This window comes from Njordella calcicola, from assembly GCF_056494125.1.
Genome location: NZ_CM151396.1, coordinates 3,883,511 through 3,909,442, shown reverse-complemented (window position 1 = coordinate 3,909,442; position 25,932 = coordinate 3,883,511). Strand labels below are relative to the sequence as shown.

19 protein-coding genes are annotated in these 25,932 nt (G+C 50.1%); 8 read left to right on the top strand and 11 right to left on the bottom strand.

Features of this window, described 5'->3' with window-relative positions; translation table 11 throughout:
* Positions 1 to 20: 20 nt before the first annotated feature.
* The 9 genes from SH302x_RS15275 to SH302x_RS15235 form a co-directional block, all read right to left on the bottom strand.
* Complete coding sequence (locus SH302x_RS15275; protein WP_479363258.1) at positions 21 to 1,226, bottom strand: hybrid sensor histidine kinase/response regulator; 1,206 nt, start codon at positions 1,224 to 1,226, stop codon at positions 21 to 23.
* 383 nt (positions 1,227 to 1,609) lie between these two features.
* Positions 1,610 to 2,269, bottom strand: a complete 660-nt coding sequence (locus SH302x_RS15270; protein ID WP_479363257.1) for a response regulator — start codon at positions 2,267 to 2,269, stop codon at positions 1,610 to 1,612.
* Entirely contained in the window at positions 2,266 to 5,913 is a 3,648-nt protein-coding gene (locus SH302x_RS15265) for a chemotaxis protein CheB (RefSeq protein WP_479363256.1), read from the bottom strand. The genes SH302x_RS15270 and SH302x_RS15265 overlap by 4 nt, the downstream gene beginning before the upstream one ends.
* A gap of 729 nt (positions 5,914 to 6,642) precedes the next feature.
* Complete coding sequence (locus SH302x_RS15260; protein WP_479363255.1) at positions 6,643 to 7,152, bottom strand: hypothetical protein; 510 nt, start codon at positions 7,150 to 7,152, stop codon at positions 6,643 to 6,645.
* A gap of 199 nt (positions 7,153 to 7,351) precedes the next feature.
* Positions 7,352 to 7,840 carry a VOC family protein gene (locus SH302x_RS15255; RefSeq protein ID WP_479363254.1) on the bottom strand — a complete coding sequence of 163 codons (489 nt, stop codon included), beginning with the start codon at positions 7,838 to 7,840 and terminating at the stop codon, positions 7,352 to 7,354.
* 688 nt (positions 7,841 to 8,528) lie between these two features.
* The gene (locus tag SH302x_RS15250) at positions 8,529 to 8,660 is read right to left on the bottom strand and encodes a hypothetical protein (protein ID WP_479363253.1); all 132 of its coding nucleotides are present in this window, start codon (positions 8,658 to 8,660) and stop codon (positions 8,529 to 8,531) included.
* Between the two features lie 1,366 nt (positions 8,661 to 10,026).
* Positions 10,027 to 10,605 carry a hypothetical protein gene (locus tag SH302x_RS15245; RefSeq protein ID WP_479363252.1) on the bottom strand — a complete coding sequence of 193 codons (579 nt, stop codon included), beginning with the start codon at positions 10,603 to 10,605 and terminating at the stop codon, positions 10,027 to 10,029.
* A gap of 471 nt (positions 10,606 to 11,076) precedes the next feature.
* Positions 11,077 to 12,135, bottom strand: a complete 1,059-nt coding sequence (locus tag SH302x_RS15240) for a hypothetical protein (RefSeq protein WP_479363251.1) — start codon at positions 12,133 to 12,135, stop codon at positions 11,077 to 11,079.
* Between the two features lie 1,337 nt (positions 12,136 to 13,472).
* Positions 13,473 to 14,000 carry a hypothetical protein gene (locus SH302x_RS15235; protein WP_479363250.1) on the bottom strand — a complete coding sequence of 176 codons (528 nt, stop codon included), beginning with the start codon at positions 13,998 to 14,000 and terminating at the stop codon, positions 13,473 to 13,475.
* 1,125 nt (positions 14,001 to 15,125) lie between these two features.
* On the opposite strand from SH302x_RS15235, the gene SH302x_RS15230 reads away from it, so the two are divergent.
* From SH302x_RS15230 to SH302x_RS15215, 4 genes are all read left to right on the top strand, one after another.
* Positions 15,126 to 16,103, top strand: coding sequence for an integrase core domain-containing protein (locus tag SH302x_RS15230; protein WP_479363249.1), 978 nt, complete (start codon positions 15,126 to 15,128; stop codon positions 16,101 to 16,103).
* Between the two features lie 679 nt (positions 16,104 to 16,782).
* Positions 16,783 to 17,283 (top strand): DUF2924 domain-containing protein, encoded by a 501-nt coding sequence (locus SH302x_RS15225; protein WP_479363248.1) that lies wholly within the window; start codon positions 16,783 to 16,785, stop codon positions 17,281 to 17,283.
* Positions 17,280 to 18,869 carry a recombinase family protein gene (locus SH302x_RS15220; RefSeq protein WP_479363247.1) on the top strand — a complete coding sequence of 530 codons (1,590 nt, stop codon included), beginning with the start codon at positions 17,280 to 17,282 and terminating at the stop codon, positions 18,867 to 18,869. Before SH302x_RS15225 ends, SH302x_RS15220 begins: the two co-directional genes overlap by 4 nt.
* Positions 18,848 to 19,273: a hypothetical protein gene (locus SH302x_RS15215; protein WP_479363246.1), complete on the top strand. Its 426-nt coding sequence runs from the start codon at positions 18,848 to 18,850 to the stop codon at positions 19,271 to 19,273. Before SH302x_RS15220 ends, SH302x_RS15215 begins: the two co-directional genes overlap by 22 nt.
* A 57-nt stretch (positions 19,274 to 19,330) precedes the next feature.
* Here the strand turns inward: SH302x_RS15215 and SH302x_RS15210 are convergent, their stop codons facing one another.
* Together SH302x_RS15210 and SH302x_RS15205 are read right to left on the bottom strand one after the other, a co-directional pair.
* The gene (locus tag SH302x_RS15210; RefSeq protein ID WP_479363245.1) at positions 19,331 to 20,737 is read right to left on the bottom strand and encodes a hypothetical protein; all 1,407 of its coding nucleotides are present in this window, start codon (positions 20,735 to 20,737) and stop codon (positions 19,331 to 19,333) included.
* Entirely contained in the window at positions 20,721 to 21,737 is a 1,017-nt protein-coding gene (locus tag SH302x_RS15205) for a hypothetical protein (protein ID WP_479363244.1), read from the bottom strand. The genes SH302x_RS15210 and SH302x_RS15205 overlap by 17 nt, the downstream gene beginning before the upstream one ends.
* Before the next feature lie 289 nt (positions 21,738 to 22,026).
* On the opposite strand from SH302x_RS15205, the gene SH302x_RS15200 reads away from it, so the two are divergent.
* From SH302x_RS15200 to SH302x_RS15185, 4 genes are read left to right on the top strand one after another with little or no spacing between them, the layout of a single operon-like run.
* Positions 22,027 to 23,280, top strand: a complete 1,254-nt coding sequence (locus SH302x_RS15200; protein WP_479363243.1) for an aminotransferase class I/II-fold pyridoxal phosphate-dependent enzyme — start codon at positions 22,027 to 22,029, stop codon at positions 23,278 to 23,280.
* A 20-nt stretch (positions 23,281 to 23,300) separates the two neighbouring features.
* A complete protein-coding gene (locus SH302x_RS15195) occupies positions 23,301 to 24,065 on the top strand; it encodes a TauD/TfdA dioxygenase family protein (protein ID WP_479363242.1) in 765 nt (254 codons plus the stop codon).
* The gene (locus SH302x_RS15190) at positions 24,062 to 24,910 is read left to right on the top strand and encodes a hypothetical protein (protein ID WP_479363241.1); all 849 of its coding nucleotides are present in this window, start codon (positions 24,062 to 24,064) and stop codon (positions 24,908 to 24,910) included. Before SH302x_RS15195 ends, SH302x_RS15190 begins: the two co-directional genes overlap by 4 nt.
* A 57-nt stretch (positions 24,911 to 24,967) precedes the next feature.
* A complete protein-coding gene (locus SH302x_RS15185) occupies positions 24,968 to 25,873 on the top strand; it encodes a DMT family transporter (protein ID WP_479363240.1) in 906 nt (301 codons plus the stop codon).
* Positions 25,874 to 25,932 lie beyond the last annotated feature (59 nt).

The window sequence follows — 25,932 nt, the reverse complement described above, 5'->3', positions numbered from 1 at the left end:
CACCGGTCTTGTTGGATTGGTTACAATGAATCTACTGAGGCGATGCTAAGAAGTGTTTCAGTTAACTCCGTTAAACTTGTTGGCTTGACAAGGTACTTGTCGAACCCAGCTTCGACTGCTTGCATTCGACTCGCGACATCCGAGTTCCCGGATAGCGCAATGAGAATAACACCATCCAACTGTCTACAACGGCGAATTTGACGAGCGACGTCGTAACCGCTCATGCCACGCATATGCAAATCAAGGAATATGACATCTGGCGTCATTCGCTTCAACGTCTCGATCGCAAGGTCGCCATTGTCCGCAACCGTGACCGACTGATTAAGTCTCTCAAGCAATCGCGACATCAAAAACCTCATTGACCGATCATCGTCTACTACCAAGATGCGGTATTGCGGCAGGTTCGAGCACTTGTCGGACATTGCTGGATGTGGAAGTATCGACGCTCGTGTCGTTTCGGCCGTTGTACTGTTATCGATCGGCAGCCGGATCACAAAGGTGCAGCCGTGTCCTAAACCTTCGCTACAAGCTTCGATCGTGCCACCATGAAGCTCAACGATTGACTTGGCAAGGCGCAAGCCAATTCCAAGGCCCCCGCCCACAGGATCCGAACACTTCGTTTTCCCATTTTGAGCAAGGAAGATAATTCGCAATCTATCTGCGCACATTCCTCTTCCATCGTCGCTTACACGGATAATCGCCGTTTCATGCTCACGCTCAAGAGAGATATGTAGATGCCCACCGCGGTTTGTGAACTTAGCGGAGTTATGCAACAGGTTGGCAATGACCTGTGTCAGCCGCGACCCGTCACCAAACAGCATAACAGGCATGTCGCCAAGCCGTACGGTTATTCTATGTCCACATTGATCAGCAAATGGCCGAATCTCTTCGCATGCATTGTGCAGTGCAGTCCGAACGTCGAGGGGAGCTCGACGAATTGACAGATTCCCCTGTGCGTTCCTTCCGGCGTCAAGCAAATCATTACAGAGTCGGGTCAGTTGAGAGACCTGTCGCCGCATGATCTGCAGCAATTGCTCGGTTAGTTGCGGATTGTCGTTCGATGACGGCCACGCTTGAAGTGCGTAGCTCAATGCGCTGAGTGGGTTTCGAATCTCATGGCCCAGCACCGCCATGCTTTCTGCTTGTGACGGCATTGCATTTGCGGTCTCTTGCTCCGGAGATTCGCAAACGCAAGTCTCGCTTCTCAACTGACTCGATGCTGTCATTATCTGTCTTCCCTAAAGAAAATGGCATGCCGGCAAAATGACGGCGGAAATCTTAAACCAATTCCGTTATAGTTGACCAATGCTAAAGCGATAATCGAACGCTTTCTTGTTTCGATATGGCGGATTCAACCACGCCGTTTCGGAGTAATCAAATGTTTCGGGGCAGGTTGGGGGGGAGGGTGGGCCGCGGCCTAGCTTCGAACCCTCTACATCTAAAACACGAACTCTAGACATGCTCATGGGAACCGATGGGCAGAGTGCAAGATAAAGAGGGCAACAGCCGCTCTAGCCCCGGTTGATTGCAGTAACTGCGGCTAACGCCCAGCGGCTTACAGGCCGTAAGACTCCTGCCTTCTAGCCTTACCGGAAAAACCCTTGCAAGCTTATGTGTTTTCAAGCATGGCTTGGAAAGCCAAGCGGCTCAGTTCATTGGCACTGCTAACGTTTAACTTACGCTTGATGTTCTCGCGATGGGTATCGATCGTGTGAGTGCTGAGAAAGAGCTGATCAGCGATCGCTCCCGTCGTCAGCCCCTCTCCAATCAATCGAAAAACCTCTTTCTCGCGATCGGTCAGACTGTCGATTGGATCACTCGTTTTATCCGAATTCCCAAGTGCGGAAGCCACTAGCCTTGCCTTAAGCTCTTCGCTTAGAAATCGATCATTTCTTAAGACGGTACGAATGGCGTCAACAAGCTTTTCATTTGATTCCTGCTTGTTCAAATAACCAAGTGCCCCAGCACGCAGTGCTCGCTCCGCATAAAGCGATTCTTTATATGCTGAGATAGCCAAAAATCTGACTCTCGGATTTCGCGACCTAACCCGTTTGATCAATTCAATTCCGTTCCCTGACTTAAGCGCGATATCCACCAAAGCCAAATCTGGGCAAGTCGAATTGATCAGTGCAAATCCTTCATCCTCCGTCGCTGCGACTCCGCAGACCTCCCAGTCGTCATGCTCTTGAATGCGAGTCGCGAGACCATCACACATCAACGGATGATCATCGATAATCACAATTCTAATTTTAGTAACTGAATCGGTCATCCCAACTCCCTTTCTCCTGGTAATGTACAGCGAACGATCGTGCCGTGGTTAGTCCCAGCCAAAATGGTCAGTCTGCCGCCTATGACGCTTGCACGGTATTGCATAATTTGGAGCCCCGCACCGCGATTTACGCTGCTGCCCATTTGAATTCGGCTGAGGTCCAGCCCTCTTCCATCATCGCTGATTTCCAGTTGGACCTGGAATGGATCCGCCGAAAGGGAGACGAGGATGTTCTTCGCCTCGCCGTGCCGAATGGCATTATGGATTGCCTCTTGCGCGATTCGATAGAGGTGTGTTGCCACGGCGTTGCTTTGATTGGCCAAGTTGCCGGTATGGGCGAAATTGCAAACGACCCGATCCTCAACGGTTGTTTCCCGGGCGAGTTCGGTTAGTGCGGAGTGCAATCCTTCGACGTCGATCTGGACTGGCATGATTCCGTGCGACAACGATTGTACATGCCGATTCGCTTCGTTTAATCCATCCACTAGCTTGGATGCATTTTGTACCAGGCGCGTAAATTGAGCATGGTCAAGCATTAATGGTTGTCGAAGATCACTGGTCGATTGCAACTTGTCATTGAGGAAATCTTTAATTGTTCCAGCAATCAATGACAAGCCGGAAAGTTCTTGCTGAGTACCGTCATGAAGTTCTTGACCGATGCGGCGTTGTTCATCAGAAGCGATCTCAAGAACTTTCTTCTGTAGATCCATTCTTTGAGTGACATCACGAACAACAACAATGAACAGTTGCAGGTGGTCGATGCGACTGACCGATAGCTCTGCGTCAAACGTGGTACCGTCACTACGATTCGCCTTAAGGTTTAAATAATTGCCGGCATTGAATAAGGACATAGGCGACATCTGCAACTTTGGTGATTGCCGTGGATGCACACCATCATTCGGAGGCGATAGCAACGACTCTACGCGCTTGCCAAGGATGCTTTCTTGTGGATATCCAAACAGCCTCTCCGTTGCAGGGTTGATTCGGCTAATCACACCCTGGCCGTCTACGGTCAAAATCGCATCGACGGCGGAGTCGAGGATCGCTTCCAGGTGGTCTTTGCTCTGCTTCAGGGACTTTTCCAGCAACAACCTCGAAGTGAGATCAATGAAGGTTATGACAACGCCAATGACATCATCGCCATGCGACCGGTAAGGAAGAATTTGCCGCAGATACATCCGAGATTGCTCACCTTCAATCTCGCACTCAATCGGCTGCGCTTCCTCCATCACCTTTCGGCAATCGCTTAACAAGCTTGGATCTATGAATCGCGCTGTGATGTCGCTGAGCGGGCGGCCTACGTCAGATGATCGTACATTCAAAAGCTTTGCGGTTGGTGGCGTAAAACGCTTGATCAGAAGGTTGTGGTCCAGGAACAAAGTGGGGATTTCTGTACTGGATAAAAGGTTTAAGATATCGTTGTTCGCTACATCAAGTTCGGCCACCTTCTCGAGTAGTTCGAGGTTAACCGTTGACATTTCCTCATTCAGCGATTGCAGTTCCTCTTTTGAAGTCTCAAGCTCTTCGTTTGCCGATTGTAGCTCTTCGTTCATCGACATGATTTCCTCATTCGATGTTTTTAGATCCTCGTTGGCATCTTCCAATTCAGCAATCACGCCGCCAAGTTCTTCGCTGTTCGAACTGAGCTCCCGCTCTAGCTGGTCGGCGTAAGTTGGATTCTGGTTCGTCTGTGGAGCTTGCGAACCGGATTGGGCCTGTGATTCGCTCAAAGCCTTGTCGCTAAAACTAATAAGCAACATCAATTCATTCTCGGGCGGTGCCTTTAACGTATGAATGCGCACAGAGCATTCAACCGCAGCGCCTCCTCGTTCCATCGGTATTTCAACGGCCATGTCGACGTTTTCTTCAAACGCTTTCTGACACGCGAACCGCAACTTTGTCCGCAAGCCAGGACGGCATATCGACAATAGGTTGTAACTTGGCTCGCCCGCAGGAAATTGGAGATACTCTACAGCCGGTCCCGCGACGTAGAGAATTTCATATCGACGATTGATCAGAACGGTAGCGGGAACGCATAGACGGATAATCGCTTTTTCGAAGAAATCTTTGTGCCCCAGTCGCGGTGAAATTGCGTCCGAGTGTACTTTAAGCGGTTTGTTCAAGCCGCGAGTTGCGCTGAGCGGTAGGTGTAGACGACTCTGTCTACTTGAGTTTATTTTCTTGAAGATGCGCCACTTCTTCGAGATCGGCTCGAAGAGTTGATCGAATTGCGAAATGGATTCGGACGGGCCGAGGATCAATAAGCCGTCGTTAACAAGTGCGAAGTGGAAAAGTGCGATTACTTTCTGCTGCATCTCGGGTTCAAGGTAGATCAAAAGATTGCGGCAAGAGATAAGATCGAGCTTTGAGAACGGCGCGTCGTTAATGAGGTTCTGTTTCGAGAAAACGATCGACTCTCTTAACTGTTTTCCAATTTGGTAATGGTCTTCATCTGTTTTGGTGAAGAACTTTTTTAGGCGAGATTGTGAAACGTCACCCGCAATGTTTGATGGGTAGATTCCTGTTCGCGCAACGGTGATGGCGGCCTCATCGACATCGCTGGCAAAGACCTGTAAGAGTTGAGAAGTCTGTAGATTAGTCTCACTGGGAGGTTTCGCTTCAAGGCACTCGACCAACAGCATCGCCAGTGAGTAAGCTTCTTCTCCGGTCGCGCATCCTGCAACCCAGGTTCGGTAGGGGAAACGATCTGAGGCACGAGTTTTAATTTCCGGAAGCAAGCGTTCTTGCAAAGCCGAATATGCCTCTGGGTCACGAAAAAATGCTGTTACGCTGATGAGCAAGTCTCGAGATAAATCCCCAGCTTCCTTTGCGTCTTGCGTAATACGTGCGACGTACTGCTGAAGATGTTTCAAGTGGTGTAGGCCCATGCGTCGTTGAATCCGACGTAGAATGGTGTTCTTTCGGTAGCTCCCAAAATCGAAATGGGTGTGCCTAAGCAATTGGCCAAGGATGGCCGCGTAGTGTTCATCTTCCGTTGCCACATCCGTAGCTGGTTGTTTGGCTTGATTGATGTACGGCTGCTGCATGTATTGCAGTAATGTCCCAGGCATCTCCGCCGGCGACAATACGTAGTCCGCGAGTCCTTCTCGAATGATACTGCTTGGCATGGTGTCAAATTCTGCGGTTTCCGGTTGCTGAGCGATGGCCATTCCGCCGGCAAGCTTGATTTCTCGTATCCCCAGAGTTCCATGGCTTCCGGTACCCGACAGAACGATACCGACCGAACGTTCGCCCTGATCTGCCGCAAGCGAACGAAGAAAGAAATCGATCGCCGTTTCGCGCCCCTGGGGTGTTGGCGGATCGCTTAGTTTCAGAGCCCCAGTCACGATGGTCAGAAAGTAATTGGACGGTATTACGTAGACACGATTGGGCTCAACGACCATCCCCTGAGTTGCTTCAACCACGGGAATCAAACTCACTTTTGATAGTAACGCAACCATTTGACTTTCATGTTTTGGATCAAGATGTGGAACCAAAACAAATGCCAAACCTGAGTCGACCGGAACCGCGCCTAAAAATTGCCTGAAAGCGTCTAAACCACCGGCTGAGGCGACGACTCCGACAATTGGAAATTTTCCACCTGGGGATTGGACTCCAATGCTTGAAACTTCCGTACTCACCATCCCCTGCGCACCTTAATTGCCTCACGAGACAGCTTTTCTTGCAGAAATTGCAACTACACCTGGCGCCCACGCTGGTCTCCAGTTTCGCTGCGGTTGGGCCTGGGTGAAGCGATTGGCCCCTGCAACTCCTATATTTTACCCGATTGGTCCCGCTGGTGTTCGTCGCGGTACACGGATTGGTTGAATCCGCCATGACAAGCTGTATGCCGCGACTGCGATGGAAAAAAGTATCCAGTCAACCAGTAAGAAATCGTGAATGCTGATATGCCAGCCAGCAACAATACTGTGCTCCAAATGAGTTTTTCATCTGTAAAGTTTGCCAGACCTCCGGAAGGTTCTGCTGCTGCAACAACGGATGATGCTAACGAGCCCAGGATAGCAAATGGTAGGCAAACAATCATGCCGCAAACTGGAGTTAGAAGAAATGCAACGAGAAGTCGCTTGATTACCACTTTCTCTTGTTGATCCATTTTACAATCGATTTCCCATTAAGTCGGAACGCTTGCGAAGGCAACTGCGGAAGGGTAACACACCGTGGTAAGGAAGCCTGCAAAGGACTTTGGCCAAAGTCTATCTAGCAACAACCGGCTTGGTCAGTCTATTGGCTGTCTGGAACCTGCTTGTTCTTAAAAGATGAACCGGCCCCAGTTGCGGTCCCGCATGCTAGGTGTTGTGAGAGGGGTCCCGGGTAAACGGGCCCCTATCTCGATCGCTTTGTTGGACCGTTTATTAGTTTGGCCGGGAACTCTCATGGACGTCTATTGCGTGAATCCGATCATCACGAATGTAAATCGTAAACCCAGTTAGACTTGTTCCTTCTTGCACAAAATTTCCGTAAAAGCTAAAATAAAGTAGTTTGTCGCCGTCCTGATAGGAAAGAAGGGTTGAGTCTTTGTCTACACCCAAGTTCTCGAAATCATAATGATCTTTCGAGTACATTTTCTCCGGACGAACGATGTTATACACTCGCAGTACACTCTTTACGGTAGGACCGTTTTCGACCGTTTGAGTCGTTAATTCTGGAAAAGCTTGGTAGTTACTAACTGGAGTCCCAATTGTTGAGGTATCATTCAAAAGCTGATCGTAAAGCAATTTGTTCGCCCAACCCCATTTGAGCGCTACCTCCATTTCAAGCCGCTTTCTTTCGTTGTGATCAACGTAAGCTTTTACGGCCATAAAAATTACTGACGCGGCGACCAACAGTTGGAGGAGTTGAAGTAACGAGAACTTAACTGTCATCTTAGACGGTTGTACTTTCTTCGAGAAGAATGGTAAATGTCAAACGCCACGATTCACCGATGTCGCGGCAAGTAAACTCACCATCAGGAAACGGCCAAACCGCGACTTCGGTGCAATCGATTGTTCGTCCGTATTTGCATTGTCTGCCCGTGTCACCCGGACTCTTTACTTCCGAGTGTGTCACGGTCCTCGCGCCAGTTTAAGTTTTGTCTGACGCTACGATCTTATCACGATTGGGAGGAGTCAGCAATTCAACAATGTGACCATCGAGATCTTTGACAACGGCTCGGCGTCCCCATTCGCTGTCAGCGACTGATGAGACCAATTCAGCACCGATCCCTAGAAGCATCCGGACAATGGCATCGACATCATCTACGGAAAAGCCAATCCTTGTTCCAATTGTAGGCGGGTGTTTTCCAAGTGGGTAAATCTCGAAAACGAAACCGTTTACACAGGACGAATAATGTTCCGGTCCAGTTCCGTGGCGGTGTTTTGTAAACAGCAGTCCCAGCGCCGAATAAAAGTTGGACGCCCGATCGATGTCCGGGGATCGCAAGACGGTCAAGTTTAGATGTGGTGGTGTTTTAAACATGTTTAAGGACGAATGACCGCGTTCACCGCGTGGTACATTGAACGCCAATAAGTTGGAAAATAATAAGTGCCACTTCGGTGCAAGTACGCCCAACATGGGCGTGAGTTTGTGGGGTGCGGAACTCGCGAGAGTTCTCAGTCCCCTGTGTTTAGTTCCGATATTCTTACAGGAGTCAGTATACCAAATGAATAGCTCGTAAGAAACAGATACGCGGTGAGGGCAACTGCGACTTGGGCGAACAGGCGTGGGAAGTAAGCAACAAAGCACTTTGACTAATGCCAATCTAACAACAACCCGATAGGTAAGTCTATTAGAAGTCTGGAACAGGCTTGCTCTTAAAAGATGAAACGGCCCCAGTTGCGGACCCGCATGCTAGATGTTGTGACTGGAGTACCAGGTAACCGGGCCCCTATCTCGATCGCGTTGTTCGTCCAACGTTTCCATAACAACTTGTCATTGTTGCATAATCGTTGTGGCACGGAAAGCGTTTGAATTGATCGATATATTTTGTAGTACTTGGATTAATCGAGCGAAGCGCCGATTTTGCTTCGATCCTGTTTCATAGCGACAAGCCCCGCGCAACAAATCCAAATTGCAAGAATTGGTCCAACCCTCAGCAAGATTGTGATAACGTCACCGTGATTTGACAATTCCATCGCGTACATCGACAACGGATACATCGCCCACAAAAGCCCGTTTCGTGCACCTCGCGCAAACCCGTGCAATCGACGAGGCGTCAAATTTGTGTCGCCATTCGTGGTCAATGGCGTATATGGATTCTCAGTCATTGGACATGCATCGCTTGGTACTTTTGTGTTTCTTCTCGGACGAACCCCGCCATCACCGATGTCGCGGCCGAAAGACTTACCATCAGGAAACGGCCGATCCGCGACTTCGGTGCAAGTACGCCCAACATGGGCGTGAGTTTGTGGGGTGCGGAACTCGCGAGAGTTCTCAGTCCCCTGTGTTTAGTTCCGATATTTTTACAGGAGTCAGTATATCAAAAGAATAACTCGTAAGAAACAGACAGGAGGCGAAGCCAACTGCGGGCTGCGGCGACGGGGCGTGGGAAGGAAGCCTGCGAGTGCGTTGGTTAGAAGAGGTTGAAAGTGAACCCGAAGAATAGCATTGAACTGGACACAACCCGGCCAAATCAAACGCACTTGGTAGTGTGGTCGCTAGAGTTCTGCGCTGATATTGGAAAGTTGTATCCACCGCAATCCAAAAGCATATCTCAACACTTCCAACAGAACCATTATCAGCACGCTGCAGAGCCGATGAGAACGCTGGCAACATGGTCAAGGGTTCGTCAGCAACGAGTTGTTGAATTCAGCCACTGGTTGTCAAGCCAAATCTAGCTTGCTGTCCAAAGCAAAACCCAAGTTAATCTGAGCCGATTCTAGGGCCGCAACCATCCCGGGCTCCTTGAACAAAGGACTTGAGCATCGGCTGCATTCGTGCCTCACTCCGCGATGTCAAATCCTTATTGGTTAGCGGGGCACGCGTTCTTGCCCGGAGGATCGAGTGCCGTCGTCCGCGCTGCTGACGTGTCAGTCTCAGTCAGAGACCGTCTCCGACATCACACTACCGTACCACTGGTGACTTCAACATTCAGCAGGGACAAGAGTGCAAGCGACAGACTTTAGATACCACTGGCTTGTCCAGTGGAGTTTCATGTTTCTCGCTAATACGATGGTACCACCTGCAATGCCCCCTCTTTGCTCGGCGGCTTTGCCGCCGAGCAAAGAGGGGAGGGACGGGGGCTGAGCGGTTATGTAGCGAGAAGCGTAACAATCCACCCGGCAAGCGGGAGGCATTCCAGAGCCATGACGCTTGTCGCGTTCCTTCTGAGCTAACGTCAGCGGTAACCCTGTCGCCGCCAAGTGACTCGGATTTCAGAAAACGCACCGGCCGCAACTTCGGTCCATGTACGCCCAACATGGGCGTGAGTTTGTGGGGTGCGGAACTCGCGAGAGTTCCTAGTCCCCTGTGTTTAGTTCCGATATTCTTACAGGAGTCAGTATACCAAATGAATCGCTCGTAAGTAACAGACACGTGCCGACAGCAACTGCGGAAGGGTAACTCGCCGTGGGAAAGAGTCTGCAAATCACTTTGACCAACGCCTATCTAGCAACAACCGGCTTGGTCCGTCTATTAGAAGTCTGGAACAGGCTTGCTCTTAAAAGATGAAACGGCCCCAGTTGCGGACCCGCATGCTAGAAGTTGTGAGAGGCAGCAAGGGTAACCGGGCCCCTATCTCGATCGCATTGTTCGCATCTTTATTACTTGAGTATTTCGCGTCCAAGCTGATAGCCACAAGCCAAGCAGTTCCGGCGATACTCGGGACACAGAGCGTTGCAGTTTGGACATTTCCTCTTGGTGATATTCTTCCATCTCTGGTTTGTATTAGCGACCCGTTCAAGCTCACCCATACCTCTGGTTAATGCTGCGGTGTCGAACCGATCGTCAACGTGCCAACCATACGATTCGAAGTAATCATCGTCACGCGTAATTGCGTCAATCGCGTTAGCTACGCGCTCGTGAGCCTCGTTTCGAACTGCCATCGGTTTTTTCCAAAGCCCTGGTGACTTTGCACTAATACCGAGGATCCAGTAACTTGCGATGTAAGCATACAGAGACAGCTCAACACGAACTTTAGTGTCGCAAGTCGAAATAGCTGCATACCAGCCCCAGTCTTCCATCAAAGGACAGCAATCATTTTTGAAGTCCGGACCAGGAAGTAGTCGAGCATAAATCCAACCAAGACAGTCGCCCCCAAGGAACCAACGTCCAATGTCTTCGTCAGATTGGTAGCCTAGAAATAGACCGCTACGAAAAAGTAAGAAATTGCGATTAGTCATTACGCACAGGTTTGGCTCCAAGTCGCGAATGGCAATGTTGACCAAGCCCCCGCCAACAAGGCATCCGTTTCGAAACGGACCGTCGGAGGCTTCGGTCCAAGTACGTCCAACATGGGCGTGAGTTTGTGGGGTGCGGAACTCGCGAGAGTTCCTAGTCCCCTGTGTTTAGTTCCGATCGTCTTATTGGAGTCAGTATACCAAATGAATAGCTCGTAAGAAACAGACACGAGGCGAAAGAAACTGCGGAGGGGTAACCGACTGTGGGAAGGAAGCCTGCGAAGCACTTTGACTAACGCCAATCTAACAACAACCAGCTTGGTCAGCATCCACTAGATAACCAGAACAGGCTTGCTCTTAAGCGATGAGACGGCCCCAGCAGCGGACCCGCATGCTAGGTGTTGTGAGAGCGGTCCCGGGTAACCGGGCCCCTATCCCGATCGCATTGTTCGGTTGCGTTGTTTGGTACCCCGCTTACCGCCAGAACCGCAGTCGCGACCATAGGCCAGGAATCAACCCCCGATGGGTTTTGATTGTACAGCAATCTTGCCAGAAGTCTTCGGCATCGAGGCACAAATCGTACTCGCCATTGGAGACCGCAAACCATGGAGCAAAGCGTCCGCCTGAGTCATTTTTGTTGGGTCCTGTGCTATACAGTTCAAACGAGTTGTCAATGGAACGAAAAATGAAATTGTCATCCGTGAATGGATCGCGGGGGACAGAGGAGAAAATGTCAGGTGCTAGATCAAGTATCGAGTGAGGGTATCGCCCGGTGCGGTGTTTCCATGATCGTAGCGCCAAATCAACAGACAATAGACGCACCATTGCCAAATCATGCCGATCTTGATTCACATGCATCGCTTCGATTTCTGTTTTCGGCCGGTTGCCGAAGGCTTTGAGAAGTTGAATCAATGATCTCTGTTCCTCGACGGAAAGTTTGCTATCGGGGTCAATAAGCCCGTCCTCGGGCAACTCGTTACCATCATCCTGGTACCCAGACTCCGCTTCCCATCGTGCGTCTCGCGCCGTGATCGCGCTATAAGGTTCACGCTCATGCTCGTAGCGACTGAGCGCTGCAATCAAATCATCACGAACATGGTCATCGAACCGATCACGCAATGACCGCAACGAGCCAACGCCGGAGCCGGAAATGGCGATGGCAACGAGATGATCGACAATCAATCCACCACGGCGTGTGGCGTTTGCAAGGTCGAGCATGATGACTCCATACTGAGCGACGGTATCGAAATCCGCGTTAAGAGCCGCGACGTCAGCGGCAAAACGAAATGCGCGGGAAAGGTTGCGTAGGTTTTGTATGTCGTCTACATGATGCGAAAAGAAGTCCGGCTTAAACTCGACGGGAACTTCGCACTTCTGTAGCACGACAGTTTGGGTTGCGTCCAATACCGGTCGGATGCGTTCAAGAAGAATATTGGCATCGTCAATACAATCTTGGCTAACGTCATCCAACAGGTTCACATCCACAAGACGTGACGACGATTCGACCAGCGTTCGGTATGGAGATGCTATCATCGGTTTGTGTGAGCAACAGAACGTTTGCGTTGACCGGGCCGCCGCCAATAAACATTGACTTCGCGAACGACGCGATCGGCGGCCCCGTTTGCACGTGCGCCCAACATGGGCGTGAGTTTATGGGGTGCGGAACTCGCGAGAGTTCCTAGTCCCCTGTGTTTAGTTCCGATACTCTTACAGGAGTCAGTATACCAAATGAATAGCTCGTAAGAAACAGACACGAGGCGAAGGAAACTGCGACTCGGGCGACCGGGCGTGGGAAGGAAGCCTGCGAAACCATGGGTAAGCGCCGAGTCTGTCGACCGCCATCAGTGCGTCACCTACCCCACTCGGATGGTTTCTCGCCAAGACCTGCGAGGTCGTAAACGAAGTGCTCAGAAAACAACTATCCAGAAACCGCATAGAGGCCGGTCGCTCTAGCCGAGCGTGCTTGAGAACGCAAAGGCAAATCGGAAACGGAGGATTGAAGCCACGTGCTCTTTGGAGTCTCAGTCGAGATCAATCGGAATCGGCGGCCACGGCAAAGCCAGCCTTAAGCTCAGTGTAGGAACCAGACCGACGCGAGCGGATGCCACCTCCAATGTCACCCGCCGCCAACTCGCTCTGCACCTCCGATACCGCGTTTACCAGCGAGATTCGAACCGCCGGATGCGGACCCGCATGTCCGGTGGTGTGAGAGGGGTCCCGGGTAACCGGGCTCCTATCTCGATCGCATTGTTCGTCCAGAGTACCTTACTCGCCGTTTCCATATGATATCACGAATAGTGCAGTCACAAGTTCGTTAACATGGGGTAACAATCTATCATTGATACAACCACGAACGGCATCCGAGCGTGGTACGGGCATGTAAGTAGCGATCTTCCTCGTAATCGGCTCTCTATCTTCATGTACGTTCAAGCGGATAGGGCAAGCCCATCCCTTCGCATTGGCGTAAATTGGCCTCAGAATGTAGCAGGTTGAGTTAAGTTTGAACATATAGTGAGCAACTTCGGTACGTTTCGTGAAGGACCCAGGTGTTGTTTGCCAAGTCTTGCCTGTAATTCCTGAAGTGGATTCAAGGTAGTAACCATTTCCAGAACTTCCGACTGAAACCGTGATATCGTCTTCGAAGTTGAATCTATAGCAACAGCGACTGGAGAGTTGCTGTTTCCACGAGGAACGTTCAAGTTTTGCAACTCGTCCATCAATGTTAATTGACAGATTGAGTCCGGTCGTGAATACGAATCTCTTCAATCATCACCTCAGTAGACGAACGACGGCCATCACCCGGCACGCGCCAGTTCGGCCACCATGTCAAAAACGCCGGATCGCGTGCTCCGGTTCACGGCTTTGTTCGCCTATTTCTTCTTTCGTCGTAGGGTCAGTCGGACCTCGTCGTCCATTTGTTTTGCATTAAATGATGATGGCGGCATGAAGTCGCGAAAATGCTGACCTTCAAGTCCTTGGCCACAGTACTTGAGCGCGACTTGAAACTCGTCATCTTGAAGTTTGTAGATCCCAACAAACCAAAACAAGGTTATTTGGTTTTCAACATCAACAATCTTGTCCAAGTTCCGCGCGCCGCGTTTTCGCAGCTGTCTATATGGATTTTCCTCAAGCGTCTTGGGAATCGCGAATTCAAGAGGCTGTGGCAGGTCGTTCGACACGCCGGGACCATTTACGGTCATTCGTTGTCCGGTAATCGTCACAAGTAGTTCCGTTGGCGTTTCAATTTCTCCCGAAGAATCAGATTGGGAAACGACAACCCAATCGCCCTGAAATTTCTTATAGTGCTTTGGTACATCGGTTCCGGGAGGCACATGCGGCTCCTGCGCGATGCTGATGCACGTCGTCGCCAAGAGCAGAATCAATGACAAAAGTTTCATCACGCTGTTTCCGTAGGCGAAAGAATCTATGTAAGTCGCGGGTTTGGGGTGGGAGCCATTCGATTAAAATCTGGCGGCTCGGGCCCGTGATCTCGGGTCGCGTTAACTCAACCACTGTCACATTCTGCCAACCCCAAACCCTACGGACTTGCTAACTATGTTCATTCTCGCTCTGGACCTCGGTAAATTCAAGACCATGTGCTGCTTCTTCGATACCGACAACCGCAAATACTTCTTTCAGACTGCTACAACCGGTCAAAGTAATCTCACCACTTCAAACACGACGCAATCCAGCACGCTGCAGAGCCAATGAGGACGGAAGCAACAAGATCCAAGATTCGTGATCTAAGAGTTGTTGGGTTAAACCACGACTTATTAAACCAAACATAGCCAACCGACCAAAGCAAAACCCAAGATAAGCTGAGTCGATTCTGCGGCCTCGACCATCCGGGCTTCTTGAACAAAGGCTCCCCGTACAGACCCTAAAAATGGACCTTCTTTGTACAGTTCTCTGTTTAGACCCTTTATTTTATGGGATCGGATGAGTTCGCGACCGATTCGGTAGATCGGATTGGGTATGCCGCGCTACGGAAAATCTGCTTAACAGTCGCCCTCGCGGTTTTTGTGTCTAAGGTTTTCTGCAGATGGTGGTTTTCGAGCTTATCCTCTTGCCGCAAAATGACTTAAGGGGTTGGAGACCGGAAAGGTACTCCCGCATCTTTGTCTTCGGAATGTTAACAGCCGATTCAACAGCCCTGCGATTACCTATGGCATCGATTGCAAGTTAGAAGCATAAAAGGGCGAGTTTGAACTAATTCCAGCTCGTGCCGCGAGCCTGTATCAGTGTCGTCCTGGTACCGACCATTCCAACTCTGACAGTTGTAGCATTCCACATTAAATGACTTGGAACACAGAGCTTGATCCTGACTTGCAGATGCTTCGAGCGTTTGTAATTCTCATCGACGTAGCGGGGTACAAAAACCCTGCCACTTCAGATTCTTAACGGTTCGATGGGATTTCGCAGTTCGCATGGCCAATATCGTTCATCCTCTTTTGACACTCCTTGCTTCACTAACACGGCAAGAACTTGCCCGGCAAGTTTCCTATCTCAAAGCGGAGAATCAAATGCTACGCAGTAAACTACCCAAGCGTATCAGCCTTAGTAATCAGGAGCGTCGAACACTTCTCAAGCATGGAAAGAAACTGGGCGCACGGATTAAGGATCTGATCACCATTGTCAGCTACTCGACCTTTCGCCGTTGGGTTCGTCAGATGGAAGAGTCCAGTGACAAGCGGCCTAAGAAGGATTCTGCTAATCCAGGCCGCCCGCGTCTTGATGAGAGCATCAGCGAAGCGATCATCCGCATCCGCAAAGAAACCGGATGGGGTTACACAAAGATTGTCCAAGCAATGCGTCGCTTGGGCCATTGCATCTCCAGACAGACAGTCAAGAATGTGCTGATGGAGGCTGACCTAGGCCCTCAGCCACACGATCATCCGGACTCATGGTGTGACTTCCTCAAGAGGCATGCAGCGACGCTATGGCAATGCGACTTCGCTTGCAAGAAGAAGTGGACCATCAAAGGCATGGTGGACGTCTACTTCTTAGTCTTCATTCACATTGGAAGCAGACGCATCTGGATCTCTCCGTGTACAGAGCATCCTGACGCACAATGGACGAGCCAGCAGGCTCGGAACTTTGCAATTCACATAGACGAAGAGAAGCTACCTTGCACGATCCTGGGACGAGACAACGATAAGAAATATGTAGCAGCCTTCGATGCAGTGTTTAAGAGTATCGATTGTGAAGTAAAGCCAATAACTCCCATGTCGCCCAACCTACAAGCTCACGTCGAACGAGTGATCCAGACCATAAAGCATGAAGTTCTAAATGGCTTTTGCATCGTGAGTAACTCACATCTCGATCACATTCTTCGAGTTATGCAAAACTGGTACAACGAACGACGTTGCCACAGTGCTCGAGATCACCTACCACCGGTAAGAACAGTTATTCCAAGTGAGCCGATCGACTTAAACAAACACAAGCTCATTTGTGATGAAGAGCTTGGTGGTCATCTAAAGTCGTATCGAGCGGCTGCTTGAAAAGTGGAAGCGACCAATCGTGGAATAGAATCTTGCGGTTGCTGCTGCGCACAACCTGTTTTACCAGCTCGTCAACACTTCTCGCGAACGGTATCTGACGGACTTAACGAAGCCATAAGAGTACCCCACTTGTGGTCCATCGCAGTGTTCTAAGCACCGAATCTCAACGTTTTTCTTGTTGCATACTTTTTGTACCGCGCGGGGATTAGCTCCGGTTCCGGTCATTCTCGATGTCTCCTATAGATTGTGTTACAAACATTGCGATCAATATTGAGGCCTGTTTTGACACGTGTGGTCACACGCATTTCCAAAATCTAACTTTTTTTCTTTGTGAGATTTTGCGATCGGATTCCGCCAATTCCAGCTTGTGCCGAGTAGTTCAGGGGATAGAGAGCGTTAACCACGCTGACTATCGAACCGGCATACAAATTCGGAGATTTTCCCTTGATGCAGTCAACACTGGATACTGAGTTAACAGAGCAGCAAAATGAGATCGTCGACATCCTGGCTAACGGGGTCATTCGCTTCTTGTTGGAACGGTCACCGTCAGACAACTCGTTTAACTCTCCAAATTCTCGGCAGGACGGCTTGAGTTCCTCGCGCACTGACCGCTCTCTGTGACCGGCGGTAAACGCGCCGCGAGAAACGAACACCAAGACCATTAACCACGGAGAGACGTATGACCCTAAACATCAAGCTGGAGGTCGTCAGCATGAAGAAGATGACGACCGCTGAACTTCAAGAATACTTCGAGACTGTTTGTCTCGAGCCACCACGTAGTCGCAATCGTGAATGGATGATCAAGAAGATTGCTTGGCGATTGCAAGCGAACGAACAAGGCGGTCTACCGGAGCGAGTTCGACAACGTGCTCTTGAAATGGCTGATGATGCCGATCTGCGCAAACGCCCACCTCTGGAGTTTACCAATCAGATTTCGCTCGCGTGTGATCAAACGACCGTCATCGACGCAACACGCGATCCTCGATTGCCGGCCGCTGGAGCAAATTTGTATAAAACCTATAAGGGCAAGAAACTAGCGGTCTATGTTGGCGAGGATAACTTTGAGTTCAACGGTACTACATACAGCACGCTTTCAGCCGTAGCAAAAGCAATCTCCGGGTCGCATGTTAATGGATTCACCTTCTTTGGACTCAACTGTAACAAGGAGCTCGCCCAATGATCGACACCAACAGACGAAGCAAAGAGATTCGTTGTGCGATCTACACTCGCAAATCCACGACTGAGGGCTTGGAGCAAGAGTTCAATTCGCTCGACGCCCAGCGCGAGTCATGCTCTTCGTACATTGCCAGCCAGCGCCATGAAGGTTGGGTAGAGATCGACAAACTATACGACGATGGCGGCTTTACGGGTGGCAACATGGAACGCCCTGCGCTGAAGCAATTGCTGGACGATATCAAGGCCGGCATGATCGATTGCATCGTAGTATACAAGGTCGATCGACTTAGTCGCTCGCTGATGGATTTTTCCAAGATCATGGATACACTCGACAAGACCGGTGTATCCTTCGTATCGGTCACACAGCAGTTCAATACAACATCCAGCATGGGGCGATTGACGCTGAACATCCTATTGTCTTTCGCTCAGTTCGAACGCGAGATCATCAGCGAACGAACTCGCGACAAGATGTCGGCCGCCAGACGCAAAGGCAAGTACATCGGTGGCCGGCCAATTCTGGGTTACGACGTCGATCGAGCAACCAAGAAGCTGATCGTCAACGAACTGGAAGCAGAAAGAGTTCGTCAGATCTTCGAGCTCTATCTTGAATGTGAGGGGCTCCTTGGAACTCTCGAAGCGATCCAAGCCCGAGGTTGGCGAGCAAAGAGTTGGGTTACTAAGACAGACAAGCAACTCGGCGGTGGTCCGTTCTATAAAACCACGCTCCATAATTTGTTGACTAATCCGATCTATATCGGCAAGGTCACATACCATAATGAAATGTACGAGGGCGAGCACCGAGCCATCGTCGATCCTGAGGTGTTTGCAGCGGTGAAGAAGAAGCTCAATGCCAACCGTGTCAGCTTGGGCGACCGCATCCACGGCAAGTCACCCGGAGTGCTCGTTGGATTGCTGCGTTGCTCAGCCTGCGATTCCATGATGACGCATTCGACTAGCGGGGGCAGCGGGCGCGGCAAGAGATATCGCTACTACGTCTGTAACAAGGCAACCAAGCGCGGTCATAAGACTTGCCCAAGGCCATCATTGCCGGCGGAGGAGGTCGAACGTTTTGTAGTGGCACAACTTCAAACGCTGACGATCGACGAAGCGCTACTCAACGAAACCAGCCTTCGCGTTAGCAGGTCACTTAACGACAAAGGAGATACTCTTCGGAAAGAGTTGTCCTTACTGAACGAAAGCTTGTTCAACCTCGAGCGAGCGATTGAAGCAATTTCGATTCCCACTGGCGACAACGCTCGCGAAGTCAAACGTCTTGACTCGCTTGCATCGCTCACAGAGCAACAGACTCGCGACCTACGGCGACGCACCGATTTGCAAGAGCAGCTCGCGAAGATCCAAGCCAGCACTCCTGATCGCAAGACGATTCAAAAGGCAATCAAGAATCTCCAAGGCCTATGGGAACATCTTACGATGGGCGAGCGCAGCCGACTGATGTCGCAGTTGGTAGCACGCATCGACCACGATCCCAACGACAGCACCTTGTCCATTACGCTCAGTCCGCTGGGGCTGAAGTCATTCGCCGAAGAACCCACGAAAGTACATGAATCATGCAAGAACCAACCACAGTAAAGTCCCTCAGCAAGATACCTTTCCAAACGACTACAGGCGGGCGTGGGCGAAAGCAAATCGGAGTCCCCAAGCCTAAGATGCCAAGTGCGCCGGCCAAGGTTCCTCACATCACCAAACTGATGGCGCTCGCTATTCGACTTGAACATCTCCTCGCCACCGGCCAAGTCAAAGACCAAGCCGTTATCGCACGTACCGCTGGCATCACCCGTGCCCGCGTAACGCAGATCCTAAATCTCGCCAACCTTGCCCCCGACATCCAGCAAGCGATACTCGACCTCGAACCAACCACCAACCCCGTCCCCCGCTTCCGCGAACGCGAAGTTCGTACAATTGCGATCATGTCGGATTGGGTGAAGCAGCGGCGTTTTTGGACGAAGCTATTGAAGCAGTCGCTTACTTCTTGAATCTCAGACTTCCTCCATCATCGCAATATTCAACGAATACGGTCACAACAGGAACCTCTAAGGACGACGCTCATCGCCCGATTCTCTAGTCCGCGCGGTTGGTTTGTAGATTGCTGCGGCCCATATTGCAATCACAAGAACACAAAACGCCGAAACAATTAGCGCTACTCCGCACGCTACCCAGGTTCCTATTAGCCGGCCCGCTTCACCGTGTGTCTTGTCAGCAACAAAAAAGTAAATCGCGACGCACGCTACCATGAGATTACCCACTTGATTGACGCCAGAGATCAGCGTCGCTCTATACTTGTTTTTGGATGGAATTAAACCATTGATGAGATTTTCCTTGGGTCCATCAAATGCACCACGAACAAGTTCCTTTATGAATAAGAATGCTACTAGTGTCATAATCCCAGGATATTGCCCAACCAATACATGGGGAGCTCCAAATAGTGCCGCAACAATCGCGAACAAGAGTACCGACCGAAAACTAGAGTAGCTTTCGGTCTTTGAATCGACCCAAGCCGATGCCCCGCTTCCAATAATCGCAGCAACGCCAGTTGCAAGCACAAGCATTGATTCGTGATAGGCTGTTACTTCGCTCTGAAGGTAAGATTTACAGACGATAAGCCATGTGTGATCTACCAGATCGGCAAGAATCATAAAGATTCCCGTTGCACCAGCAACAACGATTATAGTGATCCAACGAGCAGCTAACTGCCAGTGATCGAAACCATTAAGGCTAAGAACAGTTTCGTTGCTTGTTGACGAGTTTGACTCAGCCGAATCCGTCTCGTTCGCTTCGTAATTCGCCATGTAAAGTCGCAAATAAGCCGAAACGGAGACGCAGATAGCAAATCCAGTTCCGAAAACGACAAACGGACTTACTGTGTAAGTAAGTATGGAAAACATACTTCCGGCCAATGACGCAATCCAGTACATACTCCAAGAACGGCTATTGATGGAATTGCGGTATTCCTCAATTTCCTTCGAACTACATTCGTGGTGAGCTAGAGCCCAATGCAACCAAGTCTGATTTGCACCGGACCGAAGTGTATAGCCAATAGCGAAAGGAATCGTCGCGCTATAAGCAAGCACAACGACAGCATCAGCTGATGTTGCCAAAGCAAGTCCACAGTAGAAGACTGCAAAGAACAAGGATCGAAAAATCCAAGCAGTGGTTACTGCAAATCGAGGTCCCCGCCAGTCAGCCAAGTACCCAGACGGAACCTCAAGCATTGCAATCAGCAATGTCATTGGAACTAAAAGCCCCACAGCCCACGTCTCCGCAGACGCAGATACTCCACCGGCACTAATTAGCTTGTTACCGCCGCTTGTTGCCACAAGTTGCTTCAAGAACAGCTCTGCATATACAAACAAGTAGAGGCCTGCCGTAAATCCATCTCCAGATTTCTCGAAGCAATAGATTCTGCTGAGTTGTTTAAGAACATTATCCTTGTTTTGCACGATTTTCCTCCGCTTGATGGTAAGCAACGATATCCGGCTGGCGTAGTTTAATTGAGTCGATTAAGGCTTTACTTGAGGTGATGATGTTTCCCGATACGTTCAAATCAGCTTTTGCATTGGATACCCACTTTTGAAACTCAGTCTTAAATTCCTCATCTTTTCTGAGAATCACAAGATCAGGGTCGGATTCGGTATCTGCAATCCATGTTGCAAGGTGATTGGCTCTGGTGAAACACATTCGACGCAACTCGGTCAACGACTCGGTCTTGCATTCCGTCACCATCCTAAGCGTTAAGTTATTTGAATCGACTCGCCAATGTGTGACGGGGCCTTGGGCGGACCAGACGAGTTCATGATCGATTTCGGTTATGATTTCATCTGACTGACTTGAAACGAAATCATGGACTTGCTTGATTTTTGACCTGTAGACGGCAAGCCTAGCGCGCTGAGCAAAAGCGCATGCCAAGTTGTAGTGGGACATTCCTTCATGCCACGGCTTATTCAAAGCCTCGCAATTGGTCCCGTAATATCGAAAGAACGCTAGTCCCAGACATACAAATCGATCGGACAAGGAAAGCAGTTCCGGTTCCAATTCAATTAAGCCTTGCTTTTCGAAATCCAACGCGACGTCCAGCGAGGCAAACCCACAACGATATCGAGCTATCTGCATCACACCTGGAAAAACATCGTAGGAACTTTCGCCCAGAATCGCAGAATAGAAGTCCAGCACTTCAAGGCTTTGGCGTTTCTGGAAAGCGTTGTCTCCCCAAGAAAGGGCTGGCAATAGATTAGTGAACCTTCGTAGCTGGCTCTCGGTTCCATCGCCCGCAAACAACTCCGCCAGCAATTCGTCGTTCTTGGTTACTTCGTTCAAGAGCCTTCGAACAATCTGATTTTTCGTAGTTCCTTGCTCCCTTGCCAGTGTCGAGATTTTCTTTGCACAGTGCAGGTCAAGTGCACGGATCATTAGTTCTCGCGAAACCTTTTCGTTTGCTGCCATTATTTGACTTCTCCTAGTTGAGGCGGTCCGCCACCGCGTTTCAGATGCCATCGTCTGTGAAACGCATTGTTTCCCCAATTGTTGCATCTGTCAATTGCACCACATAAAACATGACGAATCAATGCGGTTTTTGTGCAACACGGAGTTTCAGCGAACGTTGCACAGTGCTTGCAACGTGACTTTCGCTTCCTACACTTCAGCAACGTGATGTCGCATTTCCCAGCTGCGACAAAGGACTGATCCGCGATTTCGATCGCCATCGAGATTCAAGCGTAAAGGAACAAAAAAAATGAATACAAGCAACAAAAACTCGCAGGTCATGGACGTCGGTACCAAAGAGCGAATGCCTTGCAAAGCGCCCTCCAGTCAATCGCCTCAAGAGTCGCCGTCAACCCACGACCAACAAGCTATCGAGCTCGGGCTATACCGGTTTGTTATCAGGCGAATCAAACCAGGACGGCACATTGAGCTCATTGATGGACGTTGGGTCGCTGATTTTGCAACGAATTGTCCGCTTGGTGTTAACGAACGACCGGAAGTTCGACTGGCCGCAGTCGAAGCTATTTCAGATTTCGGTTCAGTTCATTCAAGCATTGCATCGGCACGAGCAGGTACATGGCTAGCTCCTGAAATTGCGCAGCGCCTTGCCGAACTGAAAGGACCTTCTTCAGTCGCCCGCCTGTACCCCACCACCCTCAGTGCAAACCAGGCTGTTTCAACAGGGGTCGTGAACGCCGATGTACATATCGTCATCGATCCGCGCGTGCATGCGACTGTTATGGCCGCAATCGGCAAGCCTCAGAACATGCATGTTTGCAAGAACTCGGTCCGACTGGCAAACGAATATGCCGCTAGCAGCAGTCGAACGGTCTGGCTAGTCGGTGATGGCTTGTACTCTATGGGTGGCTTCGCTGACTTTGCTTCGATAAGGGATTTTCTGTTCCGCAATCCGAACGGTCGTGTTTGGTTAGACGATGCTCATTCTGTGGGCATGCTTGGCAAAGACGGCCGCGGAGAGGCGATGGAGCAACTTTCCGATGCGGAAATTTCGGATCGAGTCGTAGTAACAGGTTCATTCGGCAAAGCCTTTGGCGCTGCAGGTGGCTTTGCCGTTGGGTCGCAAGCGTTTATCAGCGACATGCTGAAAACTTCAGTCGCTGACCGCTTTAGCTGCAACATCGACATTGCAGCACAAGGCGCCATCTTGGCGTCAATGAAGCTATTGGCTGATCCAAGCACACTGCGAGGACTTCAGTTGGAGCTCGAAAAGCGATTGCACTGCTTTGACTCAACAGTAATCAAGCATGGCCTCGCTTGTGAACAGCACGCTTCCAAAATCGCATTTCGCCTTGTCCCATTTCGCGATGCAGAGACCGCGATCTCGGTCGCGGGAAAACTGCTCGAGAATGGCTTTATCACGACCCCAGTCTACTTTCCTACCATCGCTCGTGGTGCTGGTGGAATTCGAGTCTCAATCTCTGCGTCCCACAGTGTTGATCAGGTCCGATCCCTAGCCCTATTGTTGGTGGATCTTACAGCTTAACCCCGAAAGGAAATCCAATCATGAAGTACATCAAACTAAATGAACTGTCAGCAACGGTCGTCTCGAACTCCGGTGTTGTATGCGTCAAAAACGATGTGTTTCCATCACCGGCTGAGTTAGTTGAAATTGCACGTAGAGTTGGCGCCCCAGTCCCGTTCGCACTTGGAAAGTACCAAACTCCAGGGCTACCCATGGAGATCACTGTTCTAGACAACTGGGGAGATGGGGTTACCGCGGCTCCAAAGAGCTTTGGGGAGGGCTGGCACCAGGATAGCTCATTCTTACAAGCTGCACCGGAATTCACGATGCTTTTGGGCATTGACATACCAACCGTTGGTGGCGAAACGCTTTTCGCCGATACTCGAACCGGCTTAACTGGCCTTTCGGATTTAGAAATTGGTCATATCGCAGAGGTATGGCTTACTCATAGCGTTGGCCCCACATACCGAATCGCGTCGAAGGACATCGGATCTTCCGTGCAGGAGCTACTGGACAAACTACCAAAGGCTTCACACCCATTGCTTTTCGACCATCCCATCGCGGGTAAGACGCTGTTAATCTCACCGCTATACACATCCTTTGATTTACCGAAGGACTTCGCGCCGATGTTCAACAGCTTGCTTGAGAAGATTACTCGGGCATCGATCGCGCATCGTTGGTCAAGAGGCGACATTGTTGTCTGGGATAATCGTGTTGTGCTGCATTCGGCACCTGGCTACGCAGGTGCTGAACGACGTCGATTGATGCGAGTAGTCATTGAAGAAAGGAATTGCGAAAAGTCATGAGTGCAAAAATACTGTCACTCGCTTGCCGAGCGGGAAGTATTCGAAATCAGTTTGGAGTGCTGATTGAGCCTGAGCTCGATGAAATCGGATTAGGCTCGATAGTTGCTCGCCATGCTATGGGCCAACTTGGTTGCGTAAAAGAAGATGTAAATCGTCTTATCTTCGCATGCAGCGGTATCCGCCCATTCTTCCCTAGTGCGGCAATTGCAATTGCAGATGAACTTGGATTGCAATGCGTTGCGTTTGATGTAACTGCCGCATGCGCATCCATGTCAATCGCAATCTCATCTGCTGCCGCAATGAATGGACTGTCTCTAGTCGTGGGGGCAGACCTTATGTCCAGAACCATTGTCAGTTCTGAGCCATCTCATTTACCACTGCAGAGATTTGCGGACGGAGCGGCAGCAGTGATTGTCGGCCAGGGCAAAAGTCGTGGTCCAGAGATCGTAAGTTGTTACGGTATCACCCAAGGACGTTGGCGTTCTTACTATCAAGCCAACAATGGAGTTGTGTGCAGGTCTTTACCAACTGCGCTCAAGCCGGTTCTGCGGGAATGCTACATCAATTCTTGGGTAACTATAACGAAGAGACTCATGAAAGACCGGAAGTGCGGTGGCTCGCTGCGAGTTTATCTCAATCAGGGTGATATCGCCTTGTTCGGAGAACTCAAGCAAGCACTTGGGCTTTCAAATGATCAGTTGATAACAACAGATCATGGACATGCGGGAGGCGCTGATCCATGGATTGGGCTGAACTCTTATCCACTTATGCCTGGCGATTCAGGCATACTCTTGTCGAGTGGCATAGGCTTTGAGTTTCATGGCATTTTGTTAGAGAGCTTGTAGTGGTCGTGGGACTCAGTTAATCCAAGAACTCACATCGCAAATCCCGATAGGAATCAAATGATACAAAGACGAAAAGTTCTAATAGGGCTATTGCTTGGAATACTTAGTGCGATTTGCTCCGCCTTTATTGCGATCGTACTTGCAAGCCAAAAACAGCTGCCCACAAACTGGGTGCTATTCGTTCAAAGCCTGTTAGCGTTCGCCGTGAGCGTGGCATTGTCAAGAATTCTTGGCCATGAGCAAACGATGGCAAAACAATTGGTGACTACGCGATACAGATTGCATGTACTCCGAGCCGCTGCCGGGTTGATGATTTATTGGTTCTACTATCAATCTCTAAAGATCGCGCCGAAGGTTGATTGTTCACTTCTGCTGAACACTGCACCTTTGCTGGTTCCACTGCTATGTCTCCTTGTCTTGCGAGAGACAGTACGTTTCCTAGATTGGGTCGGAGTGCTTGCGGGTTTTTCTGGTATTGTTGTTCTTCTGGCTCCAGAGCTAGCTTTCAAGAATGCAAATCCAGGCTACCTTTTTGCGATTCTCGCAGGTTTCTTTTTCGCATTGACAACAGTCGTTGTGCGTGGTTTGAACAAGACAGAGCCTGTCGCAACGACAGTCTCTTTCTACAATTTGCATTGTGTGGTCGTACTTGGAGTAGCAGTCGCTGTATTTCCACACTCTTTGAGTCTGGAAGAAGCTCTCATCTGTTTAGTAATAGGTGTTGCATTCTGCTTGAAACAATACGCGATTACCCTCTCCATAAAATATACGTCGGCAACAATTGCATCGGTCCTGAACTTCGCCACAATACCTCTTCTTGCCTTCTACGGCGTGATAGCTGAGGGAGCCGAGCTGTCAGGAACGACTCTAACCGGAACCGCTCTGGTTGTGGCTGGCAGTGCATCTCTTGCATTCTCCGCTCGATGGAATTCCGGACCTGGCACCAACGCATCTGAAAAGTAGTTATCTTGAGCTTTGGTTACCGATTCTGGAATTGCTTATTGCGAATCGGGCGGACTAGG

Coding starts and splice junctions, on each gene's coding strand:
- SH302x_RS15275 (WP_479363258.1), bottom strand. CDS start 1,226: ATGACAGCATCGAGTCAGTTGAGAAGCGAGACTTGCGTTTGCGAATCT.
- SH302x_RS15270 (WP_479363257.1), bottom strand. CDS start 2,269: ATGACCGATTCAGTTACTAAAATTAGAATTGTGATTATCGATGATCAT.
- SH302x_RS15265 (WP_479363256.1), bottom strand. CDS start 5,913: ATGGTGAGTACGGAAGTTTCAAGCATTGGAGTCCAATCCCCAGGTGGA.
- SH302x_RS15260 (WP_479363255.1), bottom strand. CDS start 7,152: ATGACAGTTAAGTTCTCGTTACTTCAACTCCTCCAACTGTTGGTCGCC.
- SH302x_RS15255 (WP_479363254.1), bottom strand. CDS start 7,840: ATGTTGGGCGTACTTGCACCGAAGTGGCACTTATTATTTTCCAACTTA.
- SH302x_RS15250 (WP_479363253.1), bottom strand. CDS start 8,660: ATGTTGGGCGTACTTGCACCGAAGTCGCGGATCGGCCGTTTCCTGATG.
- SH302x_RS15245 (WP_479363252.1), bottom strand. CDS start 10,605: ATGACTAATCGCAATTTCTTACTTTTTCGTAGCGGTCTATTTCTAGGC.
- SH302x_RS15240 (WP_479363251.1), bottom strand. CDS start 12,135: ATGATAGCATCTCCATACCGAACGCTGGTCGAATCGTCGTCACGTCTT.
- SH302x_RS15235 (WP_479363250.1), bottom strand. CDS start 14,000: ATGAAACTTTTGTCATTGATTCTGCTCTTGGCGACGACGTGCATCAGC.
- SH302x_RS15230 (WP_479363249.1), top strand. CDS start 15,126: ATGCTACGCAGTAAACTACCCAAGCGTATCAGCCTTAGTAATCAGGAG.
- SH302x_RS15225 (WP_479363248.1), top strand. CDS start 16,783: ATGACCCTAAACATCAAGCTGGAGGTCGTCAGCATGAAGAAGATGACG.
- SH302x_RS15220 (WP_479363247.1), top strand. CDS start 17,280: ATGATCGACACCAACAGACGAAGCAAAGAGATTCGTTGTGCGATCTAC.
- SH302x_RS15215 (WP_479363246.1), top strand. CDS start 18,848: ATGCAAGAACCAACCACAGTAAAGTCCCTCAGCAAGATACCTTTCCAA.
- SH302x_RS15205 (WP_479363244.1), bottom strand. CDS start 21,737: ATGGCAGCAAACGAAAAGGTTTCGCGAGAACTAATGATCCGTGCACTT.
- SH302x_RS15200 (WP_479363243.1), top strand. CDS start 22,027: ATGAATACAAGCAACAAAAACTCGCAGGTCATGGACGTCGGTACCAAA.
- SH302x_RS15195 (WP_479363242.1), top strand. CDS start 23,301: ATGAAGTACATCAAACTAAATGAACTGTCAGCAACGGTCGTCTCGAAC.
- SH302x_RS15190 (WP_479363241.1), top strand. CDS start 24,062: ATGAGTGCAAAAATACTGTCACTCGCTTGCCGAGCGGGAAGTATTCGA.
- SH302x_RS15185 (WP_479363240.1), top strand. CDS start 24,968: ATGATACAAAGACGAAAAGTTCTAATAGGGCTATTGCTTGGAATACTT.